Annotated in this window: 18 protein-coding genes and 2 pseudogenes; 10 read left to right on the top strand and 10 right to left on the bottom strand. The window is 60.1% G+C overall.

Translation table 11 applies throughout. From position 1 onward, the window contains the following. Window positions 1-21 precede the first annotated feature (21 nt). The 3 genes from FZ934_RS23075 to FZ934_RS23065 are packed head-to-tail and all read right to left on the bottom strand — an operon-like array spanning window position 22 to window position 2872. Window positions 22-822: a dimethylarginine dimethylaminohydrolase family protein gene (locus FZ934_RS23075; protein WP_153273182.1), complete on the bottom strand. Its 801-nt coding sequence runs from the start codon at window positions 820-822 to the stop codon at window positions 22-24. Window positions 823-862: 40 nt separating this feature from the next. Further along, window positions 863-1825 carry a citrulline utilization hydrolase CtlX gene (gene ctlX / locus FZ934_RS23070; protein ID WP_153273181.1) on the bottom strand — a complete coding sequence of 321 codons (963 nt, stop codon included), beginning with the start codon at window positions 1823-1825 and terminating at the stop codon, window positions 863-865. 3 nt (window positions 1826-1828) lie between these two features. Next, complete coding sequence (locus FZ934_RS23065; protein ID WP_153273180.1) at window positions 1829-2872, bottom strand: ornithine cyclodeaminase; 1044 nt, start codon at window positions 2870-2872, stop codon at window positions 1829-1831. Window positions 2873-3000: 128 nt separating this feature from the next. Between FZ934_RS23065 and FZ934_RS23060 the strand changes: the two genes are divergently transcribed. Then, a complete protein-coding gene (locus tag FZ934_RS23060; RefSeq protein WP_153273179.1) occupies window positions 3001-3426 on the top strand; it encodes an Lrp/AsnC family transcriptional regulator in 426 nt (141 codons plus the stop codon). A gap of 21 nt (window positions 3427-3447) precedes the next feature. Here the strand turns inward: FZ934_RS23060 and FZ934_RS23055 are convergent, their stop codons facing one another. From FZ934_RS23055 to FZ934_RS23030, 6 genes are read right to left on the bottom strand one after another with little or no spacing between them, the layout of a single operon-like run. Then, the gene (locus FZ934_RS23055) at window positions 3448-4335 is read right to left on the bottom strand and encodes a MurR/RpiR family transcriptional regulator (RefSeq protein ID WP_153273178.1); all 888 of its coding nucleotides are present in this window, start codon (window positions 4333-4335) and stop codon (window positions 3448-3450) included. A gap of 24 nt (window positions 4336-4359) precedes the next feature. After that, window positions 4360-5427, bottom strand: coding sequence for an ABC transporter ATP-binding protein (locus tag FZ934_RS23050; protein ID WP_153273177.1), 1068 nt, complete (start codon window positions 5425-5427; stop codon window positions 4360-4362). Further along, entirely contained in the window at window positions 5424-6173 is a 750-nt protein-coding gene (locus tag FZ934_RS23045) for a glycerophosphodiester phosphodiesterase family protein (RefSeq protein ID WP_153273176.1), read from the bottom strand. The genes FZ934_RS23050 and FZ934_RS23045 overlap by 4 nt, the downstream gene beginning before the upstream one ends. A 24-nt stretch (window positions 6174-6197) precedes the next feature. Beyond that, window positions 6198-7007 carry a carbohydrate ABC transporter permease gene (locus FZ934_RS23040; RefSeq protein ID WP_153273175.1) on the bottom strand — a complete coding sequence of 270 codons (810 nt, stop codon included), beginning with the start codon at window positions 7005-7007 and terminating at the stop codon, window positions 6198-6200. Then, window positions 6997-7866, bottom strand: coding sequence for a carbohydrate ABC transporter permease (locus FZ934_RS23035; RefSeq protein WP_153273174.1), 870 nt, complete (start codon window positions 7864-7866; stop codon window positions 6997-6999). The genes FZ934_RS23040 and FZ934_RS23035 overlap by 11 nt, the downstream gene beginning before the upstream one ends. A 56-nt stretch (window positions 7867-7922) precedes the next feature. Continuing rightward, window positions 7923-9182: an ABC transporter substrate-binding protein gene (locus FZ934_RS23030; RefSeq protein WP_153273173.1), complete on the bottom strand. Its 1260-nt coding sequence runs from the start codon at window positions 9180-9182 to the stop codon at window positions 7923-7925. A 233-nt stretch (window positions 9183-9415) separates the two neighbouring features. Between FZ934_RS23030 and FZ934_RS23025 the strand changes: the two genes are divergently transcribed. The 4 genes and pseudogenes from FZ934_RS23025 to FZ934_RS23010 all read left to right on the top strand — a co-directional run bounded on the left by FZ934_RS23025 (window position 9416) and on the right by FZ934_RS23010 (window position 12985). Next, complete coding sequence (locus tag FZ934_RS23025; protein WP_153274003.1) at window positions 9416-10324, top strand: DMT family transporter; 909 nt, start codon at window positions 9416-9418, stop codon at window positions 10322-10324. 152 nt (window positions 10325-10476) lie between these two features. Next, a pseudogene (locus FZ934_RS23020) lies at window positions 10477-11703 on the top strand (MFS transporter). A 172-nt stretch (window positions 11704-11875) separates the two neighbouring features. Then, complete coding sequence (locus tag FZ934_RS23015; RefSeq protein ID WP_153273172.1) at window positions 11876-12292, top strand: ACT domain-containing protein; 417 nt, start codon at window positions 11876-11878, stop codon at window positions 12290-12292. Between the two features lie 114 nt (window positions 12293-12406). After that, on the top strand, window positions 12407-12985 hold the full coding sequence (locus FZ934_RS23010; RefSeq protein WP_153273171.1) for a flavin reductase family protein: 579 nt from the start codon (window positions 12407-12409) through the stop codon (window positions 12983-12985). Window positions 12986-13086: 101 nt separating this feature from the next. On the opposite strand, the gene FZ934_RS23005 is transcribed toward FZ934_RS23010, so the two are convergent. Further along, window positions 13087-13551 (bottom strand): MarR family winged helix-turn-helix transcriptional regulator, encoded by a 465-nt coding sequence (locus FZ934_RS23005; RefSeq protein WP_194273879.1) that lies wholly within the window; start codon window positions 13549-13551, stop codon window positions 13087-13089. Window positions 13552-13923: 372 nt separating this feature from the next. On the opposite strand from FZ934_RS23005, the pseudogene FZ934_RS23000 reads away from it, so the two are divergent. The 5 genes and pseudogenes from FZ934_RS23000 (at window position 13924) to FZ934_RS22980 (ending at window position 19336) form a co-directional block, all read left to right on the top strand. Further along, window positions 13924-14669: pseudogene (locus FZ934_RS23000) on the top strand (gluconate 2-dehydrogenase subunit 3 family protein). Window positions 14670-14672: 3 nt separating this feature from the next. Then, complete coding sequence (locus FZ934_RS22995; RefSeq protein WP_113358867.1) at window positions 14673-16439, top strand: GMC family oxidoreductase; 1767 nt, start codon at window positions 14673-14675, stop codon at window positions 16437-16439. Then, window positions 16436-17665: a c-type cytochrome gene (locus tag FZ934_RS22990; protein ID WP_153273169.1), complete on the top strand. Its 1230-nt coding sequence runs from the start codon at window positions 16436-16438 to the stop codon at window positions 17663-17665. The genes FZ934_RS22995 and FZ934_RS22990 overlap by 4 nt, the downstream gene beginning before the upstream one ends. A gap of 188 nt (window positions 17666-17853) precedes the next feature. After that, entirely contained in the window at window positions 17854-18156 is a 303-nt protein-coding gene (locus FZ934_RS22985; RefSeq protein WP_153273168.1) for a hypothetical protein, read from the top strand. Between the two features lie 148 nt (window positions 18157-18304). Then, window positions 18305-19336 carry a substrate-binding domain-containing protein gene (locus FZ934_RS22980; protein WP_153273167.1) on the top strand — a complete coding sequence of 344 codons (1032 nt, stop codon included), beginning with the start codon at window positions 18305-18307 and terminating at the stop codon, window positions 19334-19336. Window positions 19337-19339: the final 3 nt, after the last annotated feature.

Genomic DNA, 19339 nt, shown 5'->3' with positions numbered 1-19339 from the left:
TGTTTTTTCTTGAGGTTGCTATCAGCCGTTGCGGTACCAGCGCAGCGACATGCAGGACAGGCCCGCATCAATCTTTCCGATCTGCGTCGTCTTCATCGGCACGACCTTGTAGCCGAGCTTGTCGAGCATCTCGATCGTGCGCGGGAAATCCGAGCCGACCATAACGACGTCATTGACGCGCAGTGCGTTGGCAGCCGGCTCTTCGCCTTCCGGAATGATGATCTGCTTGAAATCCTTGAAGACGCCCGAGCGGGCAAGGCGTGCCGTCGAAAGCACGCTCTCGTCGTCGAGCAGCGAGCAATCGGTCTTGAAGTGCAGAACGCCTTCGGGCGTTGCGACGATTTCAGCCTTCCGGCCGAGTTTTTCGATGCAGGCGGAGAGAGCCTCGGCGCCGACCTTGTCGGTGCGTGCCGAAAGGCCGATCATCACGCTCTTCGGTGTGGTCAGCACGTCGCCGCCATCTGCAAAGCCGCTGCCTGGCAGATCAAGAACGGTCTCGAACATGTCGCGAAGCGTCGGGGTGATCTCGGCGGTTTCGCCGACGCGGCTTTCCGCACCCGGACGAAGCAGGATCGCGCCTTCCGTGAAGACGAGCGCGGGGTCTTCAACAAAGATCGAGTCCGGAAAGGCTTCAAGCGCAGGAAGGATCGTCACCTCGACACCAGCATCACGCATGGCCGCGATGTAGGCATCATGCTCAGACTTCACGCCTTCATAGGTGGGATTGCCGCGATCATCGGCGCGAAGGCCGTTGACGACGGAACGCGACGGCTCGCGCACGATGATGGAGTTGAACTGAAAAACTGATCTGGCTTGCGACATTTCCGGGTACCTTTATTTTCGTAGGGCTTCTCTATCCGGCTCAACCGGCTGCGTAAAGCAATTGTGTGGCTGCCGGTTCGCGGCGCGACAGGTGAATGCCAGCGAGCATGCAGCGAACCGATCCGCCGGCGAGTTCGATCGTCGAAACATCGAATGGCAGCAGCTTCGTGGTCTCCTCGATCGCCTCGATCTGGGCTGGATCCAGAGCGGCGAGGGCGCGCGCCGACAGCACGACCAGTCGGCCATCCCGCCCGTCGAGCTCGATCGCGTTCCCGGCGAAATTCTCGATCTGCTCGATCGAGAGTTCGGTGACCTTGCGGCCGGTTTCTTCAAGACGGGCAATGATTTCGCGCCGGCGGCTCTCATCCTTGATCATCGCGGATCCAAGCAGTGCGAAATCCGTCCCGATGCACATCAGCACGTTCGTATGGTAGATCGACTTGCCGTGGCGGTCGACGGCATCGAATACCATCGGCTCGAAATTGAAATGCGTGCAGAAGCGCTCCAGAGCGACTTCATTGGTGCGGTTGGAGCGCACCGCATAGGCAACCCGGCCGATATGGTCCAGCACCATGGCGCCGGTGCCCTCGAGATAGACGTGATCCTTCTCGAGACCGGAATAGTCGATCACGTCCTGGACGCGGTAGTCGGTCTTCAGCATCTCGATCACGTCCGAGCGACGTTCGGACTGACGGCTTGCGGAGTACATCGGATAGATGGCCACATGGCCACCCGAGTGCGTGGAGAACCAGTTGTTCGGAAAGACGGAATCGGGCGTGGCAACCGTCTCATCCTCGAACACATGGACGGTGACGCCGGCCGCAGCCAGGCCCTCGGCCATGCGTGTCACTTCACCGAACGCGGCGGATGCGACAGCTGCTGCTGCACGCTGCTCGTCGCTGGACTGAAACGAGTTGTCATTGGCGGTCATCGGGTTCGGCGTGAAGTGATGCGGCCGGATCATTACGACGGATTTTGGAGCCTGCACGGAAAGTCTCTTCATGGCTCAGGCAACGCTCCGCTGCAGGACGGTCTCGGGTTGGCGAAACAGGCCGTAGAGGTTCCGTGGATCTTCAGGCTGGGTGGTAAGATCGAGATCCGTGTAAAAGGCCGTTCCCTGCACGATGTCGCGGAGGTAGCGCAGCGCAGAGAAATCCTCGGTCGCAAATCCCACTGAATCGAAGATCGTGATCTGCTCGTCGGAGCGACGGCCGTTCGCCGCGCCTGTCATGACCTGCCAGAGTTCCGTGACCGGGAAGTCCGGTGCCATCTGCTGGATTTCGCCCTCGATCCGGGTCTGCTCCGGAAACTCGACGAAGACATCGGCACGCCGCAGGATATCGCCCTGCAGCTCGGTTTTGCCGGGGCAGTCACCACCGACAGCGTTGATGTGCACACCGCCGCCGACCATATTGTCTGAGAGGATGGTCGCATTGCGCTTGTCTGCGGTAACAGTGGTGATGATATCAGCGCCGGCGACAGCTTCTTCGGCTGTTGTTGCAACGAGGACGTCGAAGTCCTTATCGCCGATGTTGCTCCGGAACTTCGACACGGCATCGGCGTCGATATCGTAGACGCGCAGGCTCTTGATGCCGAGAAGAGCGCGAAACGCCAGCGCCTGGAACTCCGACTGGGCACCGAGGCCGATGATCGCCATCGTGCGGGAGTTCTTTCGGGCAAGATACTTCGCGGCCAGTGCCGAGGTCGCCGCGGTGCGAAGGCCCGTCATCAGCGTCATTTCCGATACCAGGCAGGGATAGCCCGTGCTCACATCGGACAGCACGCCGAAAGCCGTCACGGTCTGAAGACCGGCGCTAGGATTCTTGGGATGGCCGTTGACGTATTTGAAGCCGTAGTGCTGACCGTCGGAGGTCGGCATCAGCTCGATGACACCCATCTGGGAATGACTGGCAAGACGAGGGGTTTTCTCGAACTGTTCCCAGCGCCGAAAATCCTCTTCGATATAGTCTGCAAGACCAAGCAGGAATGCGTCGATGCCGACGGATCGGACCAACTCAACGACATTGCTGACGCCTACATATTGAACCACGCTTACAGCTCCTCAGGACATTTGTTAGGGAGCAGCGTAGGTACACATAGCGCGAGTTAAAATTCGAAAATCGCAGAAAAGTGCACAAAAAATATGGCAAAATGCTAGGTGAAACTGTACAAATTGCCATGCACATTTTTGACGATCTCGACCACCAGCTGATTTCCATCCTTCGCGAAGACGGGCGGGCGCCGCTTTCGAAGCTCGCGACCATTCTGGGTGTCTCTCGCGGCACCATCCAGGCAAGGCTAGACCGGCTCCTACAATCGGGCACCGCGCTCGGATTTACGATCCGCGTTCGCCAGGACTACGAGGACGGTTCGATACGGGCGATCATGATGATCGAGGTGCAGGGCCGCTCGACGACGAAGGTCATCAAGTTTCTGCGCGGCCTGCCGGAACTCTATGCGCTGCACACCACCAATGGCTCTTGGGATCTTGTGGCAGAGATCCGGGCAAGCAGCCTGCACGATTTCGATCGCGTGCTCAGGGAGGTTCGCACCGTCGAAGGGGTTCTCAACAGTGAGACAAGCATATTGCTGAGCAGTGTCTAGCTGCTGTCGACAGGCTCTGGTCTAGAGAAGGACTGGAGACAGTCCGCTTTCCCCTCTGAAAGCCTTGAAGGCGCCCAGCGATCGCAGAGAGCGGCCATCGTCGATTGCCGCAAGGTCCAGGATGATGGCATTGGCGATCGTCATCGGAACGACAAGGGATTGCGACTCGCCGGCGCCGCCGCGCGATACAGATATCTTGTGCTGTGGGGCGGGATCGATCCGGGCGCTACGAAGGTCGGTCAGTGCGAGGACTTTCGCTTGTTTCTCCGCCGCGACCTTTCGGATTTCTTGAACGAGCGGGGATACCCGTCTGAAGGCCAGCAGCCAGACGATGTCGTCCTGCCTCAAGGTGGCCAGCAGTTCGGGCAGCTGGTGCATCTGGTTACCGAGATCGATAGCCTCGTAGCCGGAGCGATTGAGCCGCAGGGATATGAGCGAGGACAGTGCGGCCGAATGCCCACGTCCGAAGATCAGCACCCGCCGGCAGTCCCGCAGTGCCTCGGAGAATACGCGGATCTCGGCGTCGGATACGGCGTTCCGGACTTGTTGCAGGGCTGCGATCTCGCTGTCGAGAACAGAGGCGAGCAGCGATCCCTCCTCGGCGCGAACGAGACGCGCGGCCATCCGCGCAGCCGGGTTTTCAAAATCTCCGCCGCCCTCCATGAGGTTTGATTGGAGAAATCCCCTGAACTCGGGATATCCCTTGAAACCAAGCCGGCGAGCGAGACGGACCGCTGAAGCCGGGTGGACGCCGGCGCGCGAAGAGACATCCTTGCCGTTCTCCATGGCCGCTCGGATCGGATCTCGTATCAAGACGTCGAGCAGCCGCGTATCGGCCTCCGTTAGCTTGGTCGAGTTGCGGGCAATAAGGTCGCCGAGGAGTTTGGGCATCTGGTCCTGCGTGGTCATATATTCCCTTGCCTGATCCCGATATTAGTGTCCGGCAACGCGCATGGATGCATTGACGTCTTGAGCACCTAGATCGACCCTGTTGCCGCTCTTGCTATCGAAGAAGACGGCCCGCTCGAGATCGCATGTCACCCAGAACGTATCTGCGTTGCACGGAACGTTCCTGCGTTGACTGGTGAGCGTCAGACGTCCGGCCGGGCTGTCGCAATGGAGGATGATGTCTGAACCGGTCATTTCTGACAATGCGAGTTTAACAGGCATTGCTGGTTCAGCTGGCTCTTCGAGGTGGACCGACATGTTCTCCGGACGCAGACCTGCCGTTACGTCCTGTCTTCCCTGCCAACCGGGGAGCTTTTCGACGGGGAGGAAGTTCATGGCGGGAACGCCCAGAAAACTTGCCACAAAGCGGTCCTGGGGACGATCGTAGATCGCGTCAGGTGTATCGAACTGCAGGAGGTCGCCATCTTTCATGACAGCGATCCGATCGGCGAGGGACAATGCCTCCGTCTGGTCGTGAGTCACGTAGACGATCGTCGCCCCGAGCTGGCGATGCAGCTCCTTGATCTCGGTGCGCATGGCAACGCGGAGCGAGTTGTCGAGATTTGAAAGCGGCTCGTCCATGAGGAAAATCGAGCTGTTCCGCGCCATGGCGCGTCCCATCGCGACGCGCTGACGCTGCCCGCCCGACAGTGCGCCCGGCTTTCGATCGAGATAGGGTTGGAGCTGAAGCGTTTGGGCGACGGTTTCGGCGCGAGCGTTGCGCTCCTTCTTCGGCATGCCGCGTAGCTCGAGGCCGAAGGCAATGTTCTCGCGGACCGTCATATGAGGATAGAGCGCATAGTTCTGAAAGATCATGGCGATGTCGCGGTCTTGCGGGGCAAGGTCGTTTGCCCGCCGACCTGATATCTCGATGTCGCCCTGTTCGCAGCGTTCAAGCCCGGCGATCAGCCGCAGCAGCGTTGATTTCCCGCATCCGGACGGGCCGACAATGACAATGAACTCGCCATGTCTGATATCCATCGATACGCCGTGGAGAATTTCCGCTCCGCCTGGATAGGACTTTCTTACATCTCTCAGCTTGATGCCGCTCATTGTGCGGTCTCCTTGAGATGAAGCTCACGGAGCGCGATGGCGAGGCTCGGGCGATCGGTTGTGAAAACCTTGGCGCCCAATGTCAGGGCGCTCTTGATCTGCGTGGCGTTGTGGGCGCCCCAGCAACCGAAATCGATGCCGGCTTCATTGACCATTCGAGCCAGTTCCACATCGGCGGTATCCACGTGCACGCCGATCTCGGGTATCGCGTGGCTTTGGGCCAGGTGGATCACCGCCCTGCAGCCGAGCTGGTGCAGTACGGGCGGGCTGACAAGCCATAGCCGTGGGCGGTCCGTCGCAGCGGCAAGTGCGTCCAGGGTCGCGACCTGGAACGATGAGAAGACTGTTCTCTCCAGCATGCTCGTGTTCGCCAGGCGCTCCACGACGCGCGGCACGAAGTCTCCATAGGGACGACCTTCGGCGTCGGGCTTGATTTCACAACGGAAATCGACCTTGCTGCGGGCATAGATCGCGCACAGCTCGTCCAGTGAAATCGGATGTCCGCCGGCGCCGTAGTTGATGGTGGCGGCGCGGACCTCGGCCTCGGTCAGCTTGCAGATCTCGCCGCTGCGGTCAGTTGTGCGATCGAGGGTCGCGTCATGATGAACCATGATCGCGCCATCCGATGTCGGATGTAGGTCGAACTCGAGCTCTTCCACGGCCATTTGCGCCGTCGCTTGGAAGCCTTGGGGAGTGCTGTCGCCAAACTCGAGCGTTCCGCCGCGGTGAGATGCGATGCGTGTCATCGTATGCTTGTCCTTGTTCATTGATTACTTGACCGCGCCCATGGTGATGCCGCGCACGAGGTGACGTTCGACAAGCAGAAATCCGAGAAGGACCGGTAGAATGGTGAGGGTGGATGCGGCCATGACCAGCGGCCAGTCGACCAAGCCTTCGCCCGGGTTGATGCGATAGAGGCGTGCGAGCCCGATCTGCAGCGTGTAGAAGTCTTCCTTGCCGACAGCGACGAGCGGCCAGATGTAATTGTTCCACTCGGTAATGAAGATGTAGAGCCCCATCGAGAAGATCGCCGGTTTCGCAATCGGCACGATGACCCGCCAGAGCACCTGCAACGGTGTTGCCCCGTCCATGTAGGCGGCCTCGTCCAGCACTTTCGGGATGCCCTTGATGTACTGGCGCAGGAAGAACGCGGCAAAGCCGTTCGAGACGGATGGCAGGATGAGGCCGGCGTAGCTGTCGAGAAGGCCGGCCTTGGCAAGCGTCAGGTAGTTCGGGATCAGGCTGATGTGGCTCGGTATCATCAGCGTCGCGACGGCTGCGCCGAACAGGAGATTGCCGCCACGAAACTGGAAGCGCGCGAAGGCGAAGGCGGCCATGGTCGCAATCGTGATGCCGAGCAGGGTAACCAACCCCGACACGATGATGCTATTCAGCAGATATCGCGCGAATTTGTATTCGGCCACCGCGCGCAGATAGTTGCCTGCCGTGAACTCCACGCCGCCGGCGTAATACGCATGCGCCGTCTGGAAGGACATCCAGATCGAATACAGCACCGGTGACAGGAACAGGAGACCGGTGGCGAGCGCCAGGCCCGTCAGGAAAGGATTGTTACGCTTCATAATGCACCCTGCGGCCGATGACACGGGATTTGATCAGCGCCAGCACGATCAGGAAAATGAACAGGAGAACGGCAAGCGCCGAGCCTCTGCCGATATCGAAAAGCTCAAAGCCGACGCGATAGAGCAGGTTGACGAGCATGTCTGTCGCCCCTGCCGGGCCGCCGTGCGTGATAATGTTGACGATGGTGAAGACCTGAAACGCCTCGATCACCGAGATGACCAGCAGGAAGTAGGTTGTTGGCATCACGAGCGGGATGGTGATGCGCCGGAAGACATGGAATCGCTTGCCGCCATCGACGGCTGCTGCGTCGTAGAGTTCCTGGGGCACGGCCTGCAGTCCGGCGATATAGATCACGATGTCGTATCCGAGCTGCTTCCAGGTGTTGACGAAGATCAGGACCCAAAGTGCCAGCTGCGGATCCTGTAGCCAGGCAACTTTTCCGAAGCCCAGCCACGTCAGAACCGAGTTGACCATCCCGTAGTCGGTGGAAAACACCCAGGAGAAGACCACGGCGATCGATACCGCTGACGTCACCGAGGGGAGGAACAGCGCGCCCCGAAGCAGGCGGGATGGCAGCGTTTCGCTAACCAGATAGCTGGCGATCACGACCGCCAGGCCAAGCCTGAGCGGTACGGAAATGAGTGCGAAGATCGCCGTGACGGTCAATGCATTCCAGAAGTCGCGGGACGCCAGCAGCAGCCTGTAATTCTCCAGCCCGACGAATGGCATGTCCGAGGACAGGAAGTCCCAATGCCGGAAGCTGAGGTTCACGCTTTCGAAGATCGGAACGTAGGTAAACACCGCGATGAAGGCGATCAACGGTGCGACAAGCATGTAGGGTGTAAGGATACGAAGCATAGGATCGATCTATGAGGACGGCATGCCCGAGCGGCACACCGTCCTGCCGTTAGAACTCAGTTGCTGGCGCGCTTGGCTTCTTCGCGCGTTTGCGCGGCGAAGTCTTTCATCGTCTCATCGACACCGCGCTGGCCGAGCGCCATGGCTTCCCACATCTTGTATTCAGTGGTGCGCATCCAGGTGACGACAGGCGGACGAGCGCGGCCGTGGGCAAAGTCGAGCTGCTTGATCGCCACGTCGATGCCGGGCTGCTTGGCGAGCGCGTCGACGGCTACCGGCAGTGCGGCGCTCTTCTTGTTGATCGGCAGGTAGCCGGTCGCGGCAAACCAGATCGCATTCGCTTCCGGCGAGGCGGCGTAGCTGATGAACTTGTAAGCGGCGTCCTGAACCTCTTTCGACGACGTCGACAGGATGCCGATACCGGCGCCGCCGATCGGAACCGAGCAGGTCTTGTTGCACGGCATTGCCCGAACCTCGAGCTTGTCGCCGAGCGCCTTTCTCGCGCCGCCGTAATCCCCCGTCGAGTTCAAGGAGATGCCGACCTTGCCGGCATAGAAGGCATCGCGGCCGACGTCTTCGTCGGTGACGCCGTCGGGCGAGGCGACCTTCTGTTCATGCACCAGCGAAGCCATCCATTGGTAAGCCTCGATGGTGTTCGGCTTGTCGAGCAGCACCTCGTCGGTCTTTGCATCGAGGAGTTCGCTGTCGTTCGACATCACGAGACCCCAGCGCGCAAACTGGCCAGGCGCCGCGATACCGCTGATGCCTTCCGATCCGAGCTTCTCTGTGATCGTCTTCGAAACGGCGAGGATGTCGTCGAAGGTCTTCAGTGAAGGCTCGTTCGTGTAGCCGGCGCGCGCAAGGATATCCTTGTTGAAGTAGAGAACGGGCGTCGAGGAGTTGAAGGGAACGATGTAGTTCTTGCCTTTGTAGACACCGACCTCGCGCGCGTAGTCGTAAAGGTCGTCCTTCAGGGGATCAGCATCGAAATAGGGCGTCAGGTCGATGAGGACGCCGCGATCGGCAAACAGTCCGTAGCGGGTCACTTCCATGATGACGGCATCAGGTGCGCGTCGTGCCGGGATCGCTGCCTGCAATTTGGTGACGATGTCGTTGTAGTTGCCGACATATTCGGCCTCGACATGGATGTCTGGATTGGCGGCCTCGAAATTGCCGATGATCTGCTCGAGCGCCTTGCCGTTCGCCTTGCTGAAGCTATGCCAGAACTTGACGGTGGTTTCCGCGTGAGCCGAACCGACGACCGAGAAAAGTGCAGCAGCGCTTGCGGCGATGGTGGTTTGCAATCTTGATGGCATAAATAATATCCTCTGCAAAAGAAATTGCACAACGTTCGTCATGCAAATAGGCCGAGGCTGAGACAGTTTTTTGAATGCGACGTGAAGCTTTGATGACAACGGAGGCTTGGAGCCTGCGGTTAGAATTCCTCTAGTGTACCGGATCGAAGACTTCTGACCTTGAGCGAGGGGATGGGTTGGCCTAGTTGCTTGTCTGGTGCAGGCTCGGCGTCTGCCAAGCCGGAGGAACGTCGATCTTCAAGGACAGCAAAAAAGCCAGCGGGTATGCGTTTACGCTGCTGGCCGTGTTCATATTCGCGATCCAGGACAGTTTCTCCAAATATCTCGGCGAGCGCTATTCACCGATCTTCATCACGATGATCCGATATTGGGTTTTCGCGGCATTCGTTATCCTGCTCGCGTCTCGACGCCCGGGAGGCATTCGCGCGGTGGTGGCAACGAAGCGGCCGGTTCTCCAGGTTGCGCGGGGTATGCTGCTGGTAGCAGAAATCGCGATGTTCGTTTACGGTCTCGCCCATACGGGGCTTGCCATTACGCAGGCGATTTTCCAGGCATCACCCCTGATCGTTACCGTGCTTTCCATCCCGTTTCTCGGCGAACATGTGGGCTGGCGGCGCTGGCTCGCGGTTCTCGCAGGCCTGTTCGGCGTGCTGCTGATCATCAATCCGATGGGAAGCCAGTTCAGCATTTTTCTGCTGCTGCCGCTGACATGCTCATTCATGTTCGCCACCTATAGCGTCGCGACAAGGGCCGTCAGCCGTCATGATCCAGCCGTCACGAGCCTCTTCTATACGGCCGTTGGTGGCGCCGTCGCCATTTCGTTGCTTGGTCCCTTCTATTGGTCACCTATCGCGCCGCCCGACTGGCTGGTCGTCGGAGCACTGGGTCTGTGCGGCGCGGTCAGCCACTATTGCCTCATCCGCGCCTACGACACCCTGCAGGCGTCTGATGTCCAGCCGCTCACCTACCTGCAGCTCGTCGTCGGTGCGGTCATCGCGGTGCTGTTCTTCAACGAGACGCTGAGCTGGAACATGCTGCTTGGGGCAGCCATCGTCGTGAGCGCCGGCTTGTTCACGATGTGGCGAGAACCGCGCGCGCATTCGAAGAATAACCCCGCAAGCCGGTCAGGAATGATGCCCTGAGGGCTAACGCTTTTCACGATCACGTGAGGCGGCGAGCCTTGTCGAAGCCGGCGACTGTAAATGCCGAATCGGACCTTTGTTGAAACGCATGTTTGGTCTAGATGCGAGTTAGCTCCTATACACAGGCTCGTCTCGGGCCGATGAAAGTCTCCATGCATAGCGTTGATACCGACCAGGAAAGTGTCCTGCGTCATCCCGGATACCTCAATTTTGCTGCATCGCGCGTCCTGTCCTCGCTCGCTTTTCAATCGATGGCCGTGGCGATGGGTTGGATGATCTAAGACCAGACGAGAAGCGCCTTCGCACTTGGTTTGGTCGGGTTCTGTCAGTTTCTGCCGATGGTCATATTGACCTTTGTGGTCGGCCAGGTGGCAGATCGCTTCGATCGGCGCCGTATTGGCCTCGTCTGCCAGGTGGTGGAAGGCATAACCGCGCTGGTGCTGGCATTCGCTGCCTGGCAGAATATGCTGAGCGCGACCGGGATTCTGATCGCCGTTGCAATTCTGGGCGCTGCGCAGGCCTTTGAGCGGCCGACAATGGCAGCGCTGCTTCCGACTGTTGTGCCCGCCAACCTGCTGCAGAAGTCGATCGCCACCACGACATCGATGATGCAGACCGCACTGGTTCTCGGACCATCGCTCGGCGGTCTTCTCTATGGCGTTGATGAGGTCGCACCCTTCGCGCTTTCCTTTGTGCTGTTCCTGATCGCGAGCATCAACGTCATATCGATCAAGATGGAGCGGTTGGCGCCGGTTCGTCAGCCGGTCACCCTGCAGTCGGTATTCGCGGGGGTGTCCTTCATCCGAAGCAAGCCTGTCATCTTAGGCACGATTTCACTCGATCTCTTTGCCGTGCTCCTCGGCGGAGCGACTGCGCTGCTGCCTATGTTTGCCCGCGACATCCTGCATGCGGGCCCTTGGGGGCTTGGCCTGCTCCGCGCCAGCCCGGCCATCGGCGCGGTCGTCATGTCGATCTATCTCGCGCGTCATCCCTTGAAGACCGGTGCCGGCCGAAAGATGTTCTGGGCCGTTGCCATATTTGGCGTCGCAACGATCGTCTTCGCGCTGTCGCAGAATATCGCGCTCTCGATCGGGGCTCTCTTCGTGGTTGGTGCGTCAGATACGATCAGCGTCGTCGTTCGCAGTTCGCTTGTGCAGCTGCTGACACCTGACGACATGCGCGGCCGTGTCAACGCGGTGAATTCGCTGTTCATCGGGACGTCGAACCAGCTGGGTGAATTCGAGTCCGGCATGCTCGCGGCACTTCTCGGGCCGGTCATGACGGGTGTTGTCGGAGGATTGGGGACGATCTTCGTCGTCCTCCTCTGGATCAGGCTTTTCCCCGATCTTGTGCGCGTCAAAACTCTCACGGGCGATTAGAGCATCTGAGGTCCGAACAGCACGCCGACGAAGCGTGGATTTCACACATTGAGGCTGCTATTTGTTCGATAGCTGCGGCCTCGATCAAAGATGGCGGCGCCGCCGAATATGCGATTGGCGGCGCCTTTGCTCGGGTGCCGCTGCCAACGCAGTCCTTTCCAAGGGAGAAAACATGTCTGGCGTGACGGACCTGCAAACATTGCTGGCGACCCTGGAGCCGAAGCTTGTTCCAGGCGAGTTCGTTTTTGCCGCCGCGCCGCCGGGCTCCATGGAAGCCTGCATCGCGCTTAACCCCCTCGGCGTCTTCGCAGAGGCGGAGGGGCCGACAGTCATCCTGCCGAAGGACGTTGGCGCGAAGACAGGCTGGCCGCTCAGTTCTCCCTGCCGATGTATCTCCATGACGGTGCATTCGTCTTTGGAGGCTGTGGGGCTAACGGCCGCGATGGCCGGGGCGCTTGCTGCCGAGGGGATTAGCGCCAACGTGGTTGCTGCCTATTACCATGACCACATCTTCGTGGCAGCCAAAGACGCCGACCGTGCAATGGCGACGCTCTGCGCGCTTGCCGAAGGCGCTGCAGCCGCGCGGTGATACGTCCTTGACGCCCACGATAGCTTGCCGCCGCATCGCCTTTCCGCGTTGACCGCAATGCCGGGGCGAGGCAAACCGTTCGGGACGCGCGCAATTGAATGGAACCACCAAGACATGAACAGCCACATCAAGCCGGTCGAACTCGCAAAGGCCGGGCGCCTCGTCAATCACGGCCCAACGGTGCTCGTGTCTGCTCGCCACCAGGGCGTCGACAACGTGATGGCCGTCGCATGGTGCTGCGGTCTGGATTTCGATCCGCCCAAGTTGACGGTCGTGCTCGACAAGATAGCTCATACGCGCAGCCTTATAGAAGCGAGCGGTGCGTTCGTCGTTCAGGTGCCGACGTTCGAACAGGTCGGTTTGACTGACAATGTCGGCACGCTCAGTCTTTATGAAGAGCCAAACAAACTGACGCATGCCAAAGTGCCTTTGTTTGAAATGCCCGGTCAGACTATGCCCTGTGTCGAGGGATGCTCCGCATGGCTCGCCTGCAAGGTGATCAACGAACCGCACGTTCAGGAAGAATACGACCTCTTCGTTGCCGAGGTTACAGCGGCTTGGGCCGACGATCGTGTTTTCCACGGTGGCCGCTGGCATTTCGAAACCGCGGAGCCGAAATGGCGTAGCATCCATCATGTTGCCGGCGGGCATTTCTATGCAATCGGCGAAGCGGTGGACGCCAAAACCCGGTGATCGCGTGCGCCTGACGGCGGGCCTGTCGTGTTCGGTATCCGGATCATGCTGACAGTCCGAGGGTGGCCCTAGCTTCCGCACGGCGGTACGCCTTGCAGCCGCTAATCCTTTGTCGCGAAAGGCGCACGGCTGGTGTCGTTCAGCGTATCGCTCAACTCGCTCAGCAATCCTGACAGCAACGCCAGCTTCTCCTTGCCAAACTGCGTCTCGATCCGATCTCGTGTCCGACTTGTCGCGCGCGCAACGTCGTCGAGGACGGCCGTTCCGCTTTCCGTGATGGTGAGGAGGCGGGAGCGCTTGTCCTCAGGGCTCACTTCCCTGCGGATGAAGCCGCGCTGTTCCAGTCGGTCGACACATTTCGTCACCGACGACCGATCGAGCGCGATTGCCTCGCCAAGCGTACGCTGGTCGATGCGCGGCTGAAGCTGAATGAAGGCGAGAGCCGCAAATTGAGTCGGCGTAAAGTCCTGCGCCCTTGCCTCGTCGAGAAAAATGCCCGTTGCGATTTGATGGCACCGCCGAATGAGAAATCCCGGCGCCTTCCACACGTCTTCGGCCTGAACCACGAAAATCCTCCCCCAGCATTGACGCATCCCAGGTAGTGTCATAACTGATTATAAGGATGCGAACAATATTCGCGCTTAGCTTTGAAGGGGATGGTGAGATCATGCGTCACTGTCTGACGTCAGCCGCGGTCACTACAGAAAATCAGCTAGGGCGAATCCGTCGCTCTGCAAGTGGCGGAACGCCGCGAGCGACGCGCCGCTACCCCGCAAGGGGAAGGGCTGCCGAACACTGTCCGAACAACTCAGGCCGAGTGCGCGCTCAGTCGATATCAGAGACCGCTACCTTCCCCAGCTAGGCACGCGCCCCGTATTTGGCCGAGCGCGTCTTCGCCGCGCCACCCTGTAATTTATTCATAACAACGAGGTTCAACCATGAACGCTAAATTCGACGGCCTCAGCCGAAGACAGGTGCTGCGCTCCGGCGTCGCCGCCTTCTTCGTGCTTGCGGCAGGAAGCGCTGGCGCCACGATCATTCGCGGCGCGCCCCCTTCAAGCCGTTTGATTACAACCCGCCCGAAACGCTGGGGCCGAGCGGCTGGTACTTCTTCAACGCCGAGGAAGCCGGCACCGTCGAGGCGATCGTGTCACGCATCATTCCGGCCGATGAACTGAGCGTCAGCGGCAAGGACGCCGGATGTGCGACCTTCATCGATCGGCAGCTTGCCGGGTCCTATGGGACCTTCGAGCGTCTCTATATGCGAGGGCCGTTCATGGCCGGCACACCTGAGCAGGGTGACCAGTCCGAACTTGTTCCGCAGCAGCGCTACAGGATCGGGATCGCCGCACTCAACGCGCACTGTCGCAGCGCCATGGGCAAGGCCTTTGCCGAGCTTGGCGAGACCGACCAGGACAAGGTCCTCAAGGGGCTGGAGAGTGGCGAGATCAAGCTGGATGCGATCGATTCGAAGATGTTCTTCGGTCAGCTGCTCACCAACACGATGGAAGGCTTCTTTGCCGATCCGATCTACGGCGGCAACCGCGACATGGTTTCCTGGAAGATGATCGGCTTCCCCGGCGCGCGCTACGACTACCGTGAATATGTCGAACGCCACAACGAGAAAATCGACCTCCCGCCGCTGAGCATCGCCGGCCGGCCGGAATGGACAGCAAGGAACTAAGACATGGCGCGCAAACTGCCTTCCACCGACGCAGTGGTCATCGGCCTTGGCTGGGCCGGGGCGATCATCGCAAATGAACTGACCGACCAGGGCCTTGACGTCGTGGCGCTCGAACGCGGCCCGTGGCGCGATACCGCCGCGGATTTCAACGTGGCCTCCGTTGCCGACGAACTGCGCTATGCCCAGCGTCAGGAACTGATGCTGCGGACTGCACAGAACACCATCACTGCCCGCAACAATCCCTCCCAGACGGCGCTCCCGATGCGCAATTGGGGATCGTTCCATCCGGGCAACGGCACCGGCGGCGCCGGCAATCACTGGGCGGGCATCACATTCCGTTTCCAGCCGGACGAATTTCGCCTGAAGAGCCACCTGACCGAAAAGTACGGCGCGTCAGCCATTCCTGAAGAGCTTGTCCTGCAGGATTGGGGCACCGACTGGAATGAAATGGAGCCCTTCTACGATGCCTTCGACAAGATTGCGGGCATCTCCGGGAAAGCCGGAAATCTCCGCGGCGAGATCAAGGAGGGCGGCAATCCTTTCGAGGGACCGCGATCCAACGAGTATCCGACGGGGCCGATGAAGCAGCCCTATGGTCCGACCTTGTTTGCCAAGGCGGCGAAAGACCTCGGTTACAATCCATTCCCGGTTCCGTCCGCGCTGATCTCGGAGCCCTATACCAACCCACTCGGCGTCACGATGGGGCCGTGCACCTTCTGCGGCTTCTGCACCAACTACGGCTGCGCCAACTATTCGAAGGCGAGCGCGATCACGACGATCCTGCCGGCTCTTGTGCGCAAGTCCAACTTCACCGCCCGCACCAACTCCGAGGTGCTGAGGATCACGCTCGATTCCACAGGCAAGAAGGCAACTGGTGTCATCTTTGTCGATTCCTCGGGCGAGGAGTGGGAACAGCCCGCCGATCTCGTCGTCGTGACCGCCTTTACCTTCGAGAATGTGCGCCTGATGCTGCTGTCTGGCGTCGGCACGCCCTATGATCCTGCTACCAATGTCGGCACGACGGGCCGCAACTACGCCTATCAAACGGCAAACGGCGTGCAGCTCTTCTTCGATGACAAGAACTTCAATCCGTTCATTGGCGGCGGCGCCGTCGGCATGGGTATCGACGAGTTCAACAACGACAACTTCGACCACTCGGGCCTTGGCTTCTTCGGTGGCGGCAGCATCCGCATCACTCCGATCGGCGCTGCTCCCATCAACTACCGTCCGACACCTCCTGGCACGCCGAAATGGGGTTCGGATTGGAAGAAGGCAACGGTGAAGCACTACCTGTCGACCGCAAGCGTCGGCTGCGAGGCCTCCAGCTACACGACACGCAACAACTACCTGTCGCTTGATCCGACCTACACGGACCGTCTCGGCAGGCCGCTGCTGCGCGTCACCTTCGACTTCCCTGAAAACGACTTGAAGATGGCATCCTATTGCACTGACAAGGTTGCCGAAATCGCGGAAGCGATGGGTGCCAAGCAGATCGTCAAGAATCCGATGAAAGGGCATTGGAATACCGGCCCCTATCAATCGTCTCACGTTGTCGGCGGTTTCGTCATGGGCGCCGATCCGAAGACTAGCTCGGTCAATAAATACCTGCAGACCTGGGATGTACCGAACCTCTTCGTCGTCGGCGCCTCCGCCTTCCCGCAGAACCCCGGCTACAACCCCACCGGTACGGTCGGCGCACTGGCGTTCAAGGCGGCGGATGCCATCCGTAACCAATATCTGAAAAACCCGGGACCGTTGGTGCAAGCATGAGAAACTCCCTTCTGATTGCGGCGGGCGCCCTAGCGCTGGTCGCACACTCCGCCGCTGCCCAGTCGGCGCGCGAGGATTCTTTCGAGCAGATCGACAAGGGGCGCTATCTTGCTACCCTCGGTGACTGTTCGGCCTGCCATACGGCGCCCGGCGGAAAGCCTTTCGCCGGCGGCGTCGTCCTGAAGACGCCATTCGGCGATCTGGTCGGCCCCAATATCACGCCGGATCCGGAAACGGGCATCGGCCGCATGACGCCGGACGAGTTCCAAAAGGTCATGTCCGAAGGCGAGGGCAGGGGTGGTTATCATCTCTATGGCGCAATGCCGTTCACGGCCTATACCAAGGTCTCGAAAGAGGACAACGCCGCGATCTTCGCCTATCTCCAAAGCCTGGAGCCGGTGAACAACAAGGTCGAAACCAATCAGTTGCCATTCCCGTTCGACGTGCGCGCCAGCCTCTCGGTCTGGAATGCGTTGAATTTCGACAAGGGTGAGTTCAAACCAGACGCTTCGAAAACGCCGGACTGGAACCGTGGCGCATACATCGTCCAAGGTCTCGCGCATTGCGGCACCTGCCATACGCCGAAGAATATGATGGGGGGTGACAAGAATAGTCAGTTCCTCCAGGGCGGCAACCTCGACAACTGGTACGCTCCGGACATCACCACTGACGCGCACAAGGGGATCGGAGCGTGGACGGAGGACGACATCGTCGCCTATCTGAAGACGGGTACAAATCGCTTCGACATCGCCTCCGGGCCGATGGCCGAAGAGGTCGAAAAGTCGAGCCAGCACTGGACCGATGCGGACCTGAAGGCGGTTGCGACCTATCTGAAGGACAGCGGTGAAATCACGATCGTTGTTCCGCAGCCGATCCCGGCAAGCGACGGGCGCATGGTCGCAGGGGCGGCGATCTATGCCGACCGTTGCTCGGCCTGCCACACACCGAACGGTGCCGGCGTGCCGAAGCTGTTTCCGCAGCTCGCCAGTGCGGCCTTCGTCAACAACGACGATGCCACGAACCTCATGCGCGTGGTTCTTGCCGGCAGCCAGTCCGGCGGCACGCATGCGGCGCCGACCGGGCCGTCGATGCCTTCCTTTGCCTGGAATCTCTCCGACAAGGACGTTGCCAATGTGCTGACTTATGTCCGCAACAGTTGGGGTAATGCGGCGCCCGCCGTGGAAGCATCTCAGGTAGAGAAGCTTCGCGAAGCACTGCGCGACTAGCTATCGCACAATCGGGAGGCCGGAAAGAACCGGCTTCCCGAAGCCTGATACTCCGGCCCTAAGAACCTCTCAAAAGGGCTGGGCATACTCCGATGCTCCCGTTTCCCTACGCTATTTGAAGTGGGACCTAAGTCCGTGGCCGGAACTGCTGAATTCTGCTAGCTATTTCGGACAACAGGGAGGACGCCATGACTGCCGCTCGCGAATTTGAGATCGCACATGCACGCAGGCTGACGATTGAAGACAGACGTTGTCTGATGACCCGCATCTTGCAGCAGTTGGAAACCTACAGGGACGTGACGCTCCGGGACGTGCCGGCGGAAAAATGCATCTGGATCGATCGGCTGATCGCATCCGTTTCCGCAAGGCTGCCGGAGATCGTTGCCATGGAGGAAGAGGAACTCCAGAACATACTGCGCGGCTTCCAGAAGCTTCTGGCTACGTTGAATGACATCTCGCAGTCCGAGGCTATATCCCCGACGAGGCATTGAAGTCGTCCGCGCCCGTCGTTAGTCGGCCGGTCAGGTTTTGACGCCTGGGTGAAGGCCGTCGGCGTTCCATCGAATGCCGTCATCGTTCCATGACAAGCCGTGTGTATTGATCCGCCCCAACTTATCTTCCGAGCGAGGGCGACGATCGATGGCGACTTTGAAACAGGTTGCGTTGCGGGCGGGCTGTTCGTCAGCGACTGCGAGCCGGGTCCTGAATCTGAGCGGACCGGTCAGCCAGGCGACTGCGCTTCGGGTACGGCGGGCGGCAGCGGAGATCGGCTACGGATTCGGCGCACCATTCACACGCAATACCCGGCGCCCCGTCATCGGTGTCCTGGTGCCGAGCGTTACCAATCCGGTTTTCGCCTCCTCGCTGTCAGGCATACAGAACCGCATGTTAGCCGCCGGCCACAGCGTTCTGATTGCCCAGTCGAACTATGATCCGGACCAGGAGGCGCATGCGGTCGCCAGCTTGTTGGGCGAGCGCCCGACCGGTCTCATCTTAACGGTCTGCGATGGTGGCACCAGCCTTGCGGCCCAGCGCGACTTGCCGCCGACCGTGCTTCTCGGCAGTTCGCCGAGCGAGCGCTTTCCTGCGGCGGTGACCGTCAACAACTACAAGGCAGGGCACCGGCTGACCGAATTCCTGCTGTCGAGGGGGCACAGCAGGATCCTCTATGTCTCCGGCAACTTCGCCGCCTCGGACCGGGCGCTGCTGCGATATCACGGATACCGGAAGGCGATGGAGGAGGCGGGAGTGGCGCCGCTTCCTGCCATCGAGACGTCTTTTGTCAGCGGCTACGACCAACTGGATCTCGCTCGCGCCCTGCAGGCCCACCGGCCAACGGCGATCATCGGTTCGAACGATCTGATCGCGCTCAGCGTGATCGGAGCGGTACGGCGCGAGGGGCTTTCGGTTCCCGGTGATGTCTCTGTCGCCGGCTTCGACGGCATCGCGATCGGCAAGCTCATCGATCCGCCGCTGACGACCATCGAGATGCCGGATGCCATCATGGGGACGACCGCCGCCTCGCTGCTGCTCGATATCGCCGAGAACAATGCGCCGCGCCGGCATCTCGAGCTCTCCTATGTTTTGCGTGAAGGAGGCACCGTGCGAACCCTTGAACAAGGCGAAAACGCCGCAACCCTCAGGCGCGGCGGTTCCCATTATCATTCATAATGC

This window comes from Rhizobium grahamii (genome assembly GCF_009498215.1).
Taxonomy (GTDB): Bacteria; Pseudomonadota; Alphaproteobacteria; order Rhizobiales; family Rhizobiaceae; genus Rhizobium; species Rhizobium grahamii_A.
This window is presented reverse-complemented; position numbering and strand designations above follow the sequence as displayed.